Origin of the sequence: Salinisphaera sp. PC39, from assembly GCF_040361335.1 — a bacterium.
In the GTDB taxonomy this organism is placed as follows: domain Bacteria; phylum Pseudomonadota; class Gammaproteobacteria; order Nevskiales; family Salinisphaeraceae; genus APNM01.
In genome coordinates this window covers 1-14,916 of sequence record NZ_APNM01000002.1, presented here as the reverse complement: position 1 = coordinate 14,916, position 14,916 = coordinate 1, and the positions used below count along the sequence as shown (strand labels likewise).

The following is a 14,916-nucleotide window of genomic DNA, read 5'->3' as shown; positions in this document are numbered from 1 at the left end:
TTTCATGGTCATAACCCAGGACGACCCCCCGGACCCCGGCCGCGAGACCCGACACCGACCGCCATGCTGCGACGCAACCTGCGCCTGAAAACCTGGCTTCTCCTCGGCATCGCCGTCCTGGTGATCGTCGCGGGCACGCTGGTGGGCACGGTGCGCCTGCTCGACCGCGCCGTGCCGGGCTACCGGGCCCAGACCGCGGACTGGGTCAGCGAGCGCATCGGTCAGCCGCTGGCGATCGGCGCCATGGAACTGGGCTGGACCTGGACCGGACCGGTGCTGCACTTCAGCGACGTCGCCCTGCTCCGGGAAGAGGACGCGCGTCCGGCACTGCGCCTGCGCGGACTGGGTCTGCATTTCGGCTTCTGGGACCTGCTGCGGGGTATCCGGGAGCCGGACCGGCTGTTGATATCGGGCGTGGAGCTCACGCTCCACCGCGACGGCGACGGCCACTGGCGGCTGCGCGGCCTGGGGCAGAGCGAGACCCGCGGCTTCGACGCCGCCGATATCGACCGCTGGCTGGACCGCGTGCACTTCACCCGGATCGAGGACGGCCACGTACGCATCACGGACGCGGCCCATCCGGACCTGGCGTTGGACGTGACCGGCATCGCCGGCACCCTCCGCAACAAGGGCCCGCGCCACCGGGCGCGTATCCGGGCGCAGTTGCCGCCGCGTATCGGCGAGCGAGCCGAAATCGATGTCTTCGTGCTCGGCGATTTCGCCCGCCCGGAGAACCTGGAGGCGCACGCCTACGTGAACGCCGAGGGACTCGACGGCGCCAGCCTGCTGCGCGCCGCGGGCCTGGGCGACGACGCGCTGCGCGGCGGACGCGCGCAACTCGAAGCCTGGAGCGACTGGCGTGAAGGCGACTTCGAGGGCGCCCGCCTCACCCTGGCGACGGAGTCGTTCCGCTTGTCCGGGACGCCGTTACGGACCGCGACCACCCTGGACGCCAGCATCGAGCCGGCCGGCGGGGACGGCGGCTACCGCGCGCGGCTCGACGCCCTGCGCACCCCCGACGGCGGCGCCCTAGACACGACCGGCGAGGCGCTGATCGCCCCCGACGGCGGCCGTATCGAGGCGCGGCTGGCATCGCTGCCGGCCGGCCTGGCCGCCGGCTGGCTCAAGCTCGCCCTGCCGGCGCGGTTCACCGACACCGCGGCGGACGGCACGCTGGAGACCCTGCGTGTCGAATACGCCGGCGAGGGCGACTGGCGGGCGGACGGCCGCTTCGCCGGACTCACCCTGCGCGACGCACCGCTCGGCCTGGAGGCCGGGCGTTTCGGCGGGACCTGGTCCGTCGACGGCGACGGCGGCTCGCTGACCCTGACCGAAGGCGAGGGCGGGATCACGCTCGACCGCTACCTGCGGGGCCGGCTGCCGCTCGCGGCACTCGGCGGCGAGCTCGCCTGGACCACGACCGCCGACGGCCGGCGCCTGACGATGTCCGGACTGCGTCTCGCCGCCGCCGGCACCGAGATCGCGGGCGGCGGCACCCTCGAACTGCCGGACGCCGGCCCGCCCGTCGCCGACCTGACCTTCGACGTCGTCAGCGACGACCTGCCGGCCGTGCTCGCGCACATACCGCAGGCCGAGGACCTGCCCAACCCCCGACTGCGCGACTGGCTCCCCGACGCGATCGGCGCCGGCCGGCTGACCTCGGGGCAAATCCGGCTCGCCGGCCCGCTCGACCGTTTCCCCCTGGCCGGTGACGCGGGCACATTCCGCATCACCGCGCGCGGCGAGGGCGTCGACCTGACCTACAAGCCGGGCTGGCCGAGCCTGACGGCCGTGGCCGGGCGTCTCGTCATCGACGGCGACGATCTCGAGATCCGCGCCGAGCGGGGGCGCATGCTCGGCGTCGCGGCGGGACCGGCCACGGCCCGCATCGCGAACGTCCGCGAACCGGTGCTCAAGGTCGACGGCCGGGTCCGGGACGGTGCCGCCGCCCGCATGCTCGATTTCCTCGCCGAATCGCCGCTGGCGGAACGCTTCGGCCGCCTGCCGGAGGTGCTGACGCTGGACGGCGCGGCCGACCTGACCCTGGATCTGTCCATCCCCCTCAAACCCGGCCTGGGCGAGCCACGCGTCAACGGCGCGGTGACCGTGGCCGGCCTGCGCGCCGAGCACGACGCCCTGCCGGCCCCCCTGACCGGCATCGCCGGCACCCTGCGCTTCGACCTCGACGGTCTCTATGCCGAGGGCCTGACGGCCGAGCTAGCGGGTCTGCCGCTCACCGCGGACGTGGCGCCCGGCGACGGCGACACGCTGCGCATCGATGCCCGCACCACCCTGCGCCTGCCGGAGCACGCCGAGACACTTGCCGCCTTCCGGCTCCCGGCGCGGATCGTCGCCGCCGCGGCGGGCGAGACCCCCTGGCGTATCGCGCTGGGCATCGGCGGGGGCGGCCGCGCCTCGGCGCTGACCCTGACGAGCGACCTCGCGGGCATGGCGCTGAAGCTGCCGGCACCACTGGCCAAGCCGGCCGGCGACGCGGTACCGACCCGGGTGACGATCGCCGGCGACCGGGATCGGGTCCGGGTGGAACACGGCGAGCGCGCGACTCTCGACCTGCGTTTCGACGCCGACGGCCTCTGGGGACTCACGGCGATACTGGGCGGCGGCGACACCGAGGCCGCACCGGACGGTCCCGGCTGGTGGATCGGCGGCACCGCGGACCGCCTGGACGCGGGCGCCTGGCGCGACCTGCTCGCGGACGGCGGCGAACGGGCGGAGAACGATGGCGGCGGCCGGCTCGCCCTGCGCGGCGCCGACCTGGAGATCGGCGAGCTGCGCGCGGCCGGCCAGCGGCTCAAGGACCTGTCGCTGCGGATCACGCCGCTGACCGCGGACGACGGCTGGCGTGCCGACCTGGCCGGCACGGCGGGCCGCGGCACGGTGCGCTGGCTGCGGCGCGCGGACCGCGACCGGATCGAGGCGCGCCTGGAACGGCTGCGTCTCACACCGGTGCCGGACACGTCGGCACCCGGCAACGATGACGCCGATGCCGCGCCCATCGATCCCGCCACGCTGCCCCTGCTCGACGTCCGGGTGGAGGCCCTGGCGCTGGCCGGCGACGATTTCGGCCACCTCGACCTGAACACGACCCCCCTGGCGGACGGGCTGTCCTTGGACACGCTCGACGTCGACGGCGGCGTCATGACCCTGCGGGCGACCGGCGACTGGCGGCGGACCGACGGCCTCACGCGCGCCTCCCTGGACGCACGGCTCAAGGGCAGCGGGATCGCGCCGCTGCTGCGGACTCTGGGTTACACCGCCAACCTGCGCGCCGACAAGGCCGATATCGAGGCCGAGCTGGCGCTGGCGCCCAACCCCGACGGACTCACACCGGCCACCCTCGACGGGCGCCTGTCATTGTCCATGGAGAACGGCAACCTGCTCGCGGTCGAGCCCGGCGCCGGACGCGTGCTGGGACTGGTCAACTTCTACGCCCTGCCGCGCCGGCTCCTGCTGGATTTCCGCGATGTCCTGGGCAAGGGCACGACCTTCGACACCCTCTCGGGCGATTTCCGCATCGAATCCGGCGACGCCTACACCGACGATCTCGTGATCCGGACCCCCTCGGCCGAGATCGCCATCGAGGGCCGGGTCGGACTGGCGGCCCGGGACTACGACCAGCGGGTGACCATCACCCCCCAGGTCTCGGGCGCCGCCGCGATCGCCGGCACGGTGCTGGGCGGTCCGGCCCTGGGCGCCGCGGTCTGGGTCGCGCAACAGTTCCTGGACAAGCCCCTCGGCGATTTGACCCGCGTCAGTTACCATCTGACCGGAAGCTGGGACGATCCGGAGATACGCGAGCCGACGGCCACCGAATAGGCCGTATGCGCCCCCGTGCCCGGCATGAACCGATCGGAGACCCCATAGCATGACCACATCGCGAGTCGCGGCCATCCAAATGGTGTCCAACGACGACGTCGACATGAACCTGGCCGCGGCGGGCCGCCTCGCCGCGGCGGCGGCCGACGCTGGCGCCGGCCTCGCCGTGCTGCCGGAGAATTTCGCCTACCTGGGACGCCACGAGGCCGACAAGTCGGAGATCGCCGAAGCGGACGGCGACGGGCCGATACAGGAATTCCTGGCCGAGACCGCGGCCCGCCACAACCTCTGGCTGATCGGCGGCACCATCCCGCTGCGCGCGCCGGGCCAGGCCCGGCGCTCGTTCGGCGCCTGTCTGGTCTACGACCCGGACGGCAAGCGCGCGGCGCGTTTCGACAAGATCCACCTGTTCGACGTCGCCGTGCCCGACACCGCCGAGCAATACAAGGAATCGGCCAGTACCGTGCCGGGCTCCGATCCGGCCACGGTGGACACCCCGTTCGGCCGCGTCGGACTCTCGGTCTGCTACGACCTGCGGTTCCCCGAGCTCTATCGCCACTACGCCGCCGCCGGCGCGGAGATCCTGGCCGTGCCCTCCGCCTTCACCGCGGTCACCGGCCGCGCCCATTGGGAGGTCCTGGTGCGCGCCCGCGCCATCGAGAACCTGTGCACCGTGATCGCCCCCAACCAGGGCGGCCGCCACCCCGGCGGCCGCGAGACCTACGGCGACAGTCTGGTGGTCGATGCCTGGGGCCGGGTCATGGACCGCGTCGCCGCGGGGCCCGGCATCGCCATCGGCACCGTCGATCGCGACGCCTTGCGGCGCACGCGCGAGCACTTCCCCGTCCTGGAGCACCGCCGCCTGACATGACCGACGATACCCTCGCCATCGCCGAGTCCACCCTGCTCGCGCCCGCCGAGCTGGACGCCGCCACCCTGGACCGCGTGCTCGGCGGCCTCATGCGGCCCGGCATCGACGCCGCCGACCTGTATTTCCAGCTCCACCGCAGCGAGAGCTGGCTGTGGGAGGACGGCATCGTGCGCACCGCGGCGGCCGGCACCGAGCAGGGAGTAGGCGTGCGCGCCATCGCCGGCGAGAAGACCGGTTTCGCCTATGCCGAAGACCTCGCGCTGCCGGCCCTGAGCGAAGCCTCGGCCGCCGCCGCCGCCATCGCCCGCGACGGGCGCGGCGGCCGTATCGCCGCACGTCATTCCCCGACGGCACCGGCGTTGTATCCACCCCTCGATCCGGCGGCGGGTCTCGACGAGGAGGCCAAGGTGGCACTGCTGGCCCGCGCCGACGCCGCGGCGCGCGCGGCCGATCCCAGCGTGGTCCAGGTCCGGATCGCGCTGGCCGCGAGCCACGATGTGATGCTGGTCGCGGCCTCCGACGGCACCCGGGCCGGCGACGTGCGGCCGCTGGTGCGCCTGAGCGTGACCGTGCACGTCGCCCGCGACGGCCGCCGCGAATCGGCCAGCGCCGGCGGCGGCGGACGCGCCGGCTACGAGCTTTTGGCCGACGGCGACACCGTCGAACGCTATGCCCGCGAGGCCGTGCGCCGCGCCCTGGTACGCCTGGACGCCCGCCAGGCGCCGGCCGGCACCTATCCGGTGGTCCTGGGACCGGGTTGGCCCGGCGTACTGCTGCACGAGGCGGTGGGTCACGGCCTGGAGGGCGACTTCAACCGCAAGGGCAGCTCCACCTATTCGGGCCGGATTGGCGAAAAGGTCGCCTCGTCGCTGTGCACCGTGGTCGACGACGGCACCCTCCCCGGCCGCCGCGGATCGCTGTCGGTGGACGACGAGGGCACGCCCAGCCGCTGCAACGTGCTGATCGAGAACGGCGTGCTCACCGGCTACATGCAGGACAAGCACAACGCCGCCCTCACCGGCGGCACGCCCACCGGCAACGGCCGACGGGAATCGTTCGCGCACTTGCCCATGCCCCGCATGACCAATACCTACATGCGGCCGGGCGGGCACGATCCCGAGGAGATCATCGCCTCGGTCGACGACGGTATCTACGCGGTCAACTTCGACGGCGGCTCGGTGGACATCACCTCCGGCAACTTCGTCTTCTCGGCCTCAGAGGCCTATCGCATCCGCGGCGGCCGCGTCGCCGAGCCGGTCAAGGGCGCCACCCTGATCGGCAACGGCCCCGCGGTGCTGGAACGGGTCTCCATGGTCGGCCACGATCTCGCGCTGGACACCGGCATCGGCGTCTGCGGCAAGCACGGCCAGAGCGTGCCGGTGGGCGTCGGCCAACCCACCCTCCGGGTCGACGGCCTGACGGTCGGCGGCACGGGCTGACCGCGGTCCGCCCGCCTGCATGACCCGCGTGCGCGACCACCGCATCCGCATCATCGGCGGCGACTGGCGCGGCCGACGCCTGACCGTGACCGATTCGCCCGGCCTGCGTCCCACCCCGGACCGGGTACGCGAGACCCTGTTCAACTGGCTGATGCCGGTGATCGCGGGCGCGCGCTGCCTGGACGCCTTCGCCGGCACCGGCATTCTGGGCCTGGAGGCGCTCTCCCGCGGCGCCGCCTCCTGCCTGTTCCTGGAAAACGACCGGCGGCTGACGCGCGACCTCGCCGACACCCTGGCGCGGTTCGGCGCGACCGGCGGCGACATCCGGTGCGCGGATGCCCTGCATTTCCTGCGGGGGACGCCGGCGGCGCGCTTCGACATCGTGTTCCTCGACCCGCCCTTCGCCGCCGGCCTCTGGGAACCGTCCCTGGCCGCGCTGGCGCCGCACCTGGCACCGGACCACCGGGTCTACCTGGAATACCCGGCCGGCGAGCCGCCGCTGCCGGCGGGCTGGTCGGCACTGCGCGAGAAACGCGCCGGCGAGGTGGGCTATTGCCTTGCAAGGCGGGCCCCGGCCACGGAAGATAGACGGCAATGAGCCAAGCCAAGAACATCCGTGCCGCCTACACCGGCACCTTCGACCCGATCACCAACGGCCACGCCGACGTGATCCGGCGCGCCGCCGGCATGTTCGCGGAGGTGGTGGTGGCGGTGGCCAACAACACCTCGAAGAAATCCATTTTCGAGCCCGAGGAGCGCAAGTGGCTGGCGGAGCAGGCCCTGTCGGACCTGCCCAACGTCACCGTGATGGGCACCAGCGGCCTGGTGGTCGACTTCGCCCGCGCCAACGGCGTGAGCGTGCTGGTGCGCGGCGTGCGCGGCGTCGGCGACTACGAGTACGAGCGCCAGATGGCGGTGATGAACCGGCACCTGGCGCCCGAGATCGAGACCGTGCTGCTGGCGCCCTCGCCGCAGTACGCCCACATCTCGTCCACCCTGGTACGCGAGATCGCCTTCCTGGGCGGCAACATCAGCGGCCTGGTGCCGTCCATCGTGGCCGAGAAACTCGCCGAGAAGACCAACCACCGCGAATGATGCACGTCCGAGCGATCGCGCTGCGCCCCCTGCTCGCCGCCGTCCTGTTCCTGGCGGCGACGACGGCCGCCGCGTCCGACCGGCCGCCGGGGGCCGCCATCGCCAGCGCCCACCCGGCCGCCACCGCCGCCGGCATGGAGATACTGGCCGCGGGCGGCAACGCCTTCGACGCGGCGGTGGCCGTATCCGCGGCGCTGGCGGTGGTCGAGCCGCAGAGTTCCGGTCTCGGCGGCGGCGGCTTCTGGCTGCTGCACCGTGCCGTCGACGGCCGCGACGTGATGATCGACGGCCGCGAGACCGCGCCCGGCGCCGCCGGCGAGGACATGTATCTGGACGAAGACGGCACCTACGTCCAGGAACGTTCCCGGACCGGCGCCCTGGCGGCGGGCATTCCCGGCCAGCCGGCGGCGCTGGCGCACATCGCGGCGAAGTACGGCAACCTGGAACTGGCCCGCTCGCTGGCGCCCGCGATCCGGCTGGCGCGCGAGGGGTTCGAGGTGGACGCCCGCATGCACGCCATGCTGCTGTGGCGCGCCGAGGCCCTGCGACGCTTCCCGGCCAGCGCCGATATCTTCCTGGACGCCGACGGCCAGGCCCTGTCCCTGGGCGCCACCCTCAAGCAGCCCGACCTCGCGGGCACGCTAGAGCGCCTGGCGAAAGAAGGCCGTGCCGGCTTCTATCGCGGCGACACGGCGCGCGATCTGGTGGACGCGGTTCGCCAGGCCGGCGGCATCTGGCGCCCCGAGGATCTCGCCGAATACCGGGTGATCGAGCGCGAACCCATACGTTTCGAGTACCGCGGCTACGACGTGGTCTCCGCCTCGCCGCCTTCTTCCGGCGGCGTAGTGCTCGCCGAGGCCCTGAACATTCTCTCGGGCTACCCGCTGGCCGAGTTGGCCGGCGCCGAGCGCAAGCATCTCGTGGTCGAGGCCATGCGCCGGGCCTACCGCGACCGGGCCGCCTACCTGGGCGACCCCGATTTCGTGGACATGCCGCTGGCGCGCCTGACCTCGCCCGACTACGCGGCCGGGCTGCGCGTGGGTATCCGCCGCGACCGGGCCACCGCCAGCGACGAGTTGGCGCCCATCCGGCACGACGCCGAGGCCGGCCGGGACACCACCCACTTCTCGGTGATCGACGCCGAGGGCAACCGTGTGGCCGCGACCCTGTCGATCAATTTCCCGTTCGGCAGCGCGCTGGTGGCCGAGGGCACCGGCGTGGTCCTGAACAACGAGATGGACGATTTCGCGGCCAAGCCGGGCACGCCCAACGCCTACGGCCTGGTCGGCACCGACGCCAACGCGGTGGCGCCCGGCAAGCGACCGCTGTCGAGCATGTCGCCCACCTTCATGGTCGGCGAGGACCGGATCGCCGTGCTCGGCACGCCCGGCGGCAGCCGCATCATCTCCATGGTCCTGCTGGGCATGCTGGAAGTGGCCGACGGCGCCGGCGCGGCCGAGATCGTCGGCCTGCCGCGCTACCACCACCAGTATCTGCCGGACGAGATCCAGTACGAGCCCGGCGCCCTGCGCGAGTCCGAGAAGGAGGCCTTGCGCGCCAAGGGCCATGCTCTGACCCTGGCGGACCGGGAATACGGCAACATGCAGGTGGTGATCTGGGACCGCGCCGAGGACCGGCTCGACGCCGCCGCCGATCCGCGCGGCGTGGGCAGCGCCCGGATCAGCGAAGGCGCGCCGGCACCACAGACGGAAGACGCCGCACCCTGATTCCGCCCCCTCCGGCATTGCCTCAGAGGGTGTCTACCCGGACCGTAGGCCGGGGATGCTTCGCTTATCCGGCTCCACAGGCTTTGGTTGGCGGGACATGAAACCACAGAGGCGCACGGAGGCGCACAGAGGTTTTTGATGGGCGCCCCGGTCGTGTCCGGGGCAGGCTTCTTTGCGGCTTCCGGGAGGACAGTCAGTTTCCTCTGTGTCCCTCTGTGGTTAATTTTCCGGCTGGCCGTTTGCCGAGGTACTTTCCGCCGTTGTGATCTTCGGCAGGGGAATGCCGGGAATGCTGCGCTTAATCCCGGCCTACGGTCTGCCCATGCTCGCTACGTTTTGTAGACACCTCTCAATGGAGGCCGCGCCGCAGCCAGTCGTCGCCGGCGTCACTGTCCGCCACCGCCAGCAGCCGCCGCGCCTCGGCCAACACCGCCTGCCGGTAGTCCGTCTCCAGCTCTTCCCGCTCGGCATCCAGGCGTGCGATCTCGGTCCGGGGGCGGCGGCGCCGCGCCAAACGCCGGGGCATGTGGGCGGTGGCGTCGTGCAATCCGTAGATCGCCGGGAAACGCTGCGCGCCGGTCTCGGCCGGGACCTCGTGATCCAGCAGGACCTTGAGGCGGATCGCACCCTCGGTGAGGTTCAACTCGTCGTCGATCACGGCACGGGCGAGGATGCGGATACTCTCGCGTCGGTGCGCGCCCGCCTCGCCCCGCCGCGCGCGCAGATCCGCCCGGCGGCGCCAGACCTCGCGCCACAGCCACAGGGCATAGGCCGCCAGGGCCAGGCACAGCGCGCCGGCCGCCATTCCGATCCATATCGCCATGGTCCCAGTGTACGCGTCACGGCGCCGAGCGGACGCCCCCTTGCCCGATGGCGTCTCCGGTGTTTTACTGACCGAACGGTAATTTTCGGCGACGGCCGGCATCGGCCGGGGGCAGCAATCGTGGCACAGACGCTTTATCCGCCCGTGGCGCGCTCGCGCGTCGACCTCTCCCATATCCCGGGCGAGGACGGCTGGCCCGTCCTGGGCCAGACGCTGCAATTCCTGATGCGACCGGTGGCGATGCCGGAGCGGCTCTACGCGCGCTACGGCGAGATTTCGCGCGGCAACGTCATGTTCGAGAACGCCGCCAATCTGCTGGGGCCGGACGCCAACCAGTTCGTGCTCGCCGACCGCGAGGGCAATTTCTCGGCCTACCGCGGCTGGACCCCGATCCTGGGGGACCTCTTCCCGCGCGGCCTGATGCTGCGCGACGGCGCCGACCACCGCTCGCACCGCCGCATCATGCAGACCGCCTTCCGCAAGGAGGCGCTCGCGGCGGATCTGGCGCTGATGCAGCCGCTGATCGCCGAGCGGCTGGCGCGCTGGCCGCAGCGGCTGAAGTTCTACCCGGCGATCAAGTCTCTGACCCTGGATCTGGCCGCCAGCGTGTTCCTGGACCTGCCGCTGGGCCGCGACGCGGCGCGGGTGAACCGCGCTTTCGTGAACGTGGTCGAGGCCTCGATGTCGGTGCTGCAACTGCCGGTGCCGGGCACGCTCTACGGTCGCGGCCTGCGCGGCCGGGCCTTCCTGGAGCGGTTCTTCGCCGCGCGCATCCCCGGCAAGCGCGCGGCCCCCGGCAACGATCTGTTCTCGCGCCTATGCACCGCGGAGTCCGAGGAGGGCGAGCGCTACAGCGACGGCGAGATCGTGGACCACATGATCTTCCTGATGATGGCCGCCCACGACACCACGACCAGCGCGCTGACGACGCTGGCCTACCTGCTCGCCGCGAACCCGGACTGGCAGGCGCGGCTGCGAGAGGAGGCGATGGCCGCGGGGCCGGACCTGGAGCATGCCGACCTGGATGCGCTGCCCGACGCCGGCCGCGCCTTCCGCGAGGCGCTGCGCCTGTACCCGCCGCTGCCGTCCATGCGCCGGCGCACCGTGCGCGAGTGCGAGTTCAAGGGCCATACCCTGCCCGCCGACACCGCGGTCAACATCTTCAACCACTTCACCCACCACATGCCGGAATACTGGGACGACCCCGAACGCTTCGACCCCGACCGGTTCGCGCGCAACGAGCATCGGCGGCACCCGTTCCAGTTCATCCCCTTCGGGGCCGGCGCCCATACCTGCATCGGACTGCATTTCGCCGAGATCCAGGTCAAGGCGGTCCTGCATCGGCTGCTGCGCGAATACCGCCTGTCGGTGCCCCCCGGCTACCGCATGCCCTACCAGATCGTGCCCATTTCCAAGCCCCGGGACGGTCTGCCGCTGACCCTGGCGCCGGTCGGCGCGCCCGGCTGACGGCCGCAACGGATGGAAATGCCGGCCCGGCCCTATTAAAGTGCCGGGATAGCGCACGAGCACATCCAAAAAAACGCCGCCGGCGCGATTCCGGCCGGACGGCGCGACACACCGGAGGAGGGCGGCGAATCCATGAGCCTGGCTGACAAGCGGGCCAATACCGCGGAGCAGGTGGCGGCGCACAAGCTGTTCGCCCCGCCCGTCTACCGTGGCGCGATCTGCCGCCAGGCCATCCTCGACCGGATCTTCGGCGAGGAAGCCATCCGCGTGGTATTGCTGCAGGCACCCGCCGGTCACGGCAAATCGACGCTGCTGCAGCAGGCCAAGTCCAAGCTGGAGGACCGGGACGCCCTCACCGGCTGGCTCACCTTCGACGAGGCCGACAACGACATCAGTCGCCTGTTCACCCACCTGCAGGCGCTGCTGACCGAGATCGAGAGCGGCGCCGAAAGCCGCAGCCGGGCACGTCAGGAACGTGGCATGCCGCCCAGCCGCGGCACCGACTGGTTCATCAACCGGCTGGTGGCGCTGGGCCGGCCCGTGGGTCTGTTCCTGGACGAATTCCAGGCGCTGACCAACAAGACCACGCACGCCTTCTTCCGCAACCTGCTCGCGCGCCTGCCCGACCAGGTCATGGTGTTCATCGGCTCGCGCACCGTACCCAACCTGGGGCTGGCGCGCCTGGTGGTGAACAACCAGGCGCTGATCCTGCGCGCCGAGGACCTGCGCTTCAGCCCGGAGGAGGTCAAGGCCTTCTTCGCCGAAGCCGACGAGCTGGACATCAGTCAGGGCGAGATCGACGCGATCTACGGCAAGACCGAGGGCTGGCCGGCCGCGCTCCAGCTCTACCGGCTGTCGCTGGTCCGCCCCTCCGTGCGCGAGTCCCTGGCCAATATCAATTCATTCCAGCCGCGGCAGCTCGCGGAATACCTGGCGGACAACGTGCTCGCCCTGCAGTCGCCCCCGATGCAGGACTTCCTGCTGCGCACCTCGCTGCTGGTCCGGCTCAACGGCGCGCTGTGCGACGCCGTGCTCGAGCGCGAGGATTCCCAGGAGATCCTGGAGAACCTGGAAAGCGCCGGCCTGTTCCTGCGCAGCGTCGACTCGCGATTGCGCTGGTTCAAGTACCACACGCTGTTCTCGTCCTTCCTCGCCGACCAGCTCAAGGTCCAGAATCCCGACGCCATCCCGGACATCCACCATCGGGCGGCGCGCTGGTTCCGCGACCAGGACCTGTACGAGGAGGCGATGCACCATGCCATCGCCATCCGCGACTACGAGTTCGCCGCCGACACCCTGGATACCTGGGCCACCCAACTGGTCATGGACGGCGACCTGGCGACGGTCGAGCGCTGGTACGACCGGCTGCCGCTGGGCGAGATCGACAAACGGCCGCATCTGGCGATCAAGGTCGCCTACGCCCTGGCCTTCCTGCGCCGCCGGCAGAAGATCGGACCGGTGCTGCACATCCTGGAGCGCCTCGCCGAGCAGCCGGATAGCGGCGCCAACCCCGATGTGGTCCGGTCCATGGTGGCCGTGATCGAGGACGATATCCTGGCGGCCTTCGAGATCGTCGATCCGGTGGATGTCCATGACCTGGACATCCAGGGCTTCCGGGCCTTCGAGCTCGGCGCCGCGGCCAACCTCAAGGGCTATCTGGCCATCGTCGCCAACGACTTCGAGCGGGCCCGCGAATACCTGACCCTGGCCCGCGCCCACGGCGACCGCGCCAAGGCCGGATTCAGCTGGGGCTATTCGATCAGCGTGGCCGGGGTGAACCTGATGCTCCAGGGACTGCTGGGCGAGGCCCTGGACATGTTCCGACTCGGAATGTCGGAGCCGCGGGTGACGCTGGACGAATCGGTGGCCTCGGCCTCCCTGGTCTCCTGCTACGTCCAGGCCCTGTACGAGGCCGACGACCTCGACGCCGCCGAGAACTATTTCACCCAGTTCCAGGACGTCATCGCCAACGCCGCGATGCACGATTTCATGGCCCTGGGCTATATCACGATGGCCCGCATCCACGATGTCCAGGGGCGGCCGGTCAAGACCCTGGAGATCCTGGACGAGGCCGAGGCCATCGGCCACGCCAGCATGTGGCCCCGCGTGATCCGCGCGGTGAGCTGGGAACGGGTCCGGCGCGCGCTGCTCGCCGGCGAGCTGGACCGGGCGCAATCCATCGCCAGCCGCATCCCGCCGCGCGACACCGCGCTCCCCGACGACTGGATCCAATTCGCCGAGGACGCCGAGGGCGACGCCATCGGCGGGATTCGTCTGGCGATCCACGAGGGACACCCGCAGGACGCCCTCAAACGTCTCGCCGCCGAGTTGAGCGCCGTGCAGGGCCTGGGGCGCACGCGGCGGCAGATCAAGCTGCTGATCCTGGAGGCGATCGCGCACAAACGGCTGGGCGACACCAACATCGCCCATCGCAGTCTGCGCAAGGCACTGCAACTGGCCGCGCCGGGCGGGTTCGTGCGGATATTCCTGGACGAGGGCGAGGACGTGGTCGAGCTGTTGCGCGAGGACTACCAGGGCCTGACCGGCGCCACCCGGCGGGACGCCGCCACGGACCGTATCCACGGCTTCCTGGCGCGTCTCCTGGAAGCCTCGGGCACCGATATCCGCAAGGCCGAGACCCTGGTGGGCACCGATTTCCAGCCACTGGAAGCATTGTCGGAGCGCGAGGAGGAGATCCTGCGATTGCTCGCCAGCGGGCTATCCAACAAGGACATCGCCGGGCGGGTGTTCGTCTCCGAGAACACCGTCAAGTTCCACCTCAAGAACATCTACTCCAAGCTCGGCGTCAACAGCCGCCTTCAGGCGACCGGCGCGGCCCGCGAGATGAACCTGATCTGAGTTAATGAGACGTAATACACGCACTGGTCAAGCCCCAGACTTCTCCGCTAGCGAGTTGACATTCGCTCAGCCTCTGTTCCACGGTGAATCCAACTGCGTGTCGCACATGGATAGGTGTATGGAGGCCACGGATGAGCACCAGTATTCCTCAACAGACACTTAGCTCCCTCTCACTTCTTATCGCCCTCAGCCTGAATTCAGCGCTGGCTGCAGTTGGCACAACCAATTCTAATTTTGCCGTCACACCTGACGGCGCAGCGAGTTACAGCATCCCAATTACAGTTCCACCGGGCACCGCCGGAATGGAGCCCAGGCTCCAACTGAGATACTCCAGCCAAGGCGGGGACGGCATGCTCGGGGTTGGATGGAGTCTTACGGGATTATCCCGTATTACACGCTGTCCAGCGACATATGTGCAAGACAACACGATAGATGGAGTAGATTTCGACGCCAACGATAAACTATGTCTCAATGGATCTCGCCTTGTAGCGATATCCGGTAACTACGGGGAAAGCGGGACAGAGTATCGCACAGAAGTAGAGGATTTTATCAAAGTAAAACAATTTGGAGGCGATCTCAATGCCGCAAACACATGGTTCAAAGTCCATACAAAAAACGGACTAATAAAAGAATACGGGGGAAACAACTCCTCATTCCAAGTTCCCGGAAAAGATTACAATTATATATGGTCTGTTAGCCGAACTATGGACACCTCGGGGAATTATATAAAATATAATTATTCTAAAGATTGAACCGCCCCGAGATTCCCGGAGGCTCCATTTCTTGAGAGGATGGAGC

The 14,916-nt window shown here is 70.2% G+C and carries 10 protein-coding genes; 9 read left to right on the top strand and 1 reads right to left on the bottom strand.

The features are described from left to right. Positions 1-63: 63 nt before the first annotated feature. Genes PC39_RS02415 through ggt form a run of 6 tightly spaced genes read left to right on the top strand, consistent with a single transcriptional unit; the run spans position 64 to position 8,969 of the window. Complete coding sequence (locus PC39_RS02415; RefSeq protein WP_353251777.1) at positions 64-3,837, top strand: YhdP family protein; 3,774 nt, start codon at positions 64-66, stop codon at positions 3,835-3,837. A 49-nt stretch (positions 3,838-3,886) separates the two neighbouring features. Further along, entirely contained in the window at positions 3,887-4,708 is an 822-nt protein-coding gene (locus PC39_RS02410; RefSeq protein WP_353251776.1) for a carbon-nitrogen hydrolase family protein, read from the top strand. After that, a complete protein-coding gene (gene tldD, locus PC39_RS02405; RefSeq protein WP_353251775.1) occupies positions 4,705-6,147 on the top strand; it encodes a metalloprotease TldD in 1,443 nt (480 codons plus the stop codon). Before PC39_RS02410 ends, tldD begins: the two co-directional genes overlap by 4 nt. Positions 6,148-6,166: 19 nt before the next feature. Further along, a complete protein-coding gene (rsmD, locus tag PC39_RS02400) occupies positions 6,167-6,745 on the top strand; it encodes a 16S rRNA (guanine(966)-N(2))-methyltransferase RsmD (RefSeq protein WP_353251774.1) in 579 nt (192 codons plus the stop codon). Beyond that, positions 6,742-7,242, top strand: coding sequence for a pantetheine-phosphate adenylyltransferase (gene coaD / locus PC39_RS02395; protein ID WP_353251773.1), 501 nt, complete (start codon positions 6,742-6,744; stop codon positions 7,240-7,242). Before rsmD ends, coaD begins: the two co-directional genes overlap by 4 nt. Then, positions 7,239-8,969, top strand: a complete 1,731-nt coding sequence (gene ggt, locus PC39_RS02390) for a gamma-glutamyltransferase (RefSeq protein WP_353251772.1) — start codon at positions 7,239-7,241, stop codon at positions 8,967-8,969. Before coaD ends, ggt begins: the two co-directional genes overlap by 4 nt. 349 nt (positions 8,970-9,318) lie before the next feature. On the opposite strand, the gene PC39_RS02385 is transcribed toward ggt, so the two are convergent. Beyond that, complete coding sequence (locus PC39_RS02385) at positions 9,319-9,792, bottom strand: DUF2489 domain-containing protein (RefSeq protein ID WP_353251771.1); 474 nt, start codon at positions 9,790-9,792, stop codon at positions 9,319-9,321. A 120-nt stretch (positions 9,793-9,912) separates the two neighbouring features. Between PC39_RS02385 and PC39_RS02380 the strand changes: the two genes are divergently transcribed. The 3 genes from PC39_RS02380 (at position 9,913) to PC39_RS02370 (ending at position 14,870) form a co-directional block, all read left to right on the top strand. Beyond that, complete coding sequence (locus PC39_RS02380) at positions 9,913-11,259, top strand: cytochrome P450 (RefSeq protein ID WP_353251770.1); 1,347 nt, start codon at positions 9,913-9,915, stop codon at positions 11,257-11,259. Positions 11,260-11,391: 132 nt separating this feature from the next. Further along, a complete protein-coding gene (locus PC39_RS02375; protein WP_353251769.1) occupies positions 11,392-14,118 on the top strand; it encodes a winged helix-turn-helix domain-containing protein in 2,727 nt (908 codons plus the stop codon). A gap of 131 nt (positions 14,119-14,249) precedes the next feature. Next, entirely contained in the window at positions 14,250-14,870 is a 621-nt protein-coding gene (locus PC39_RS02370) for a SpvB/TcaC N-terminal domain-containing protein (protein ID WP_353251768.1), read from the top strand. The last annotated feature ends 46 nt before the right edge of the window (positions 14,871-14,916 follow it).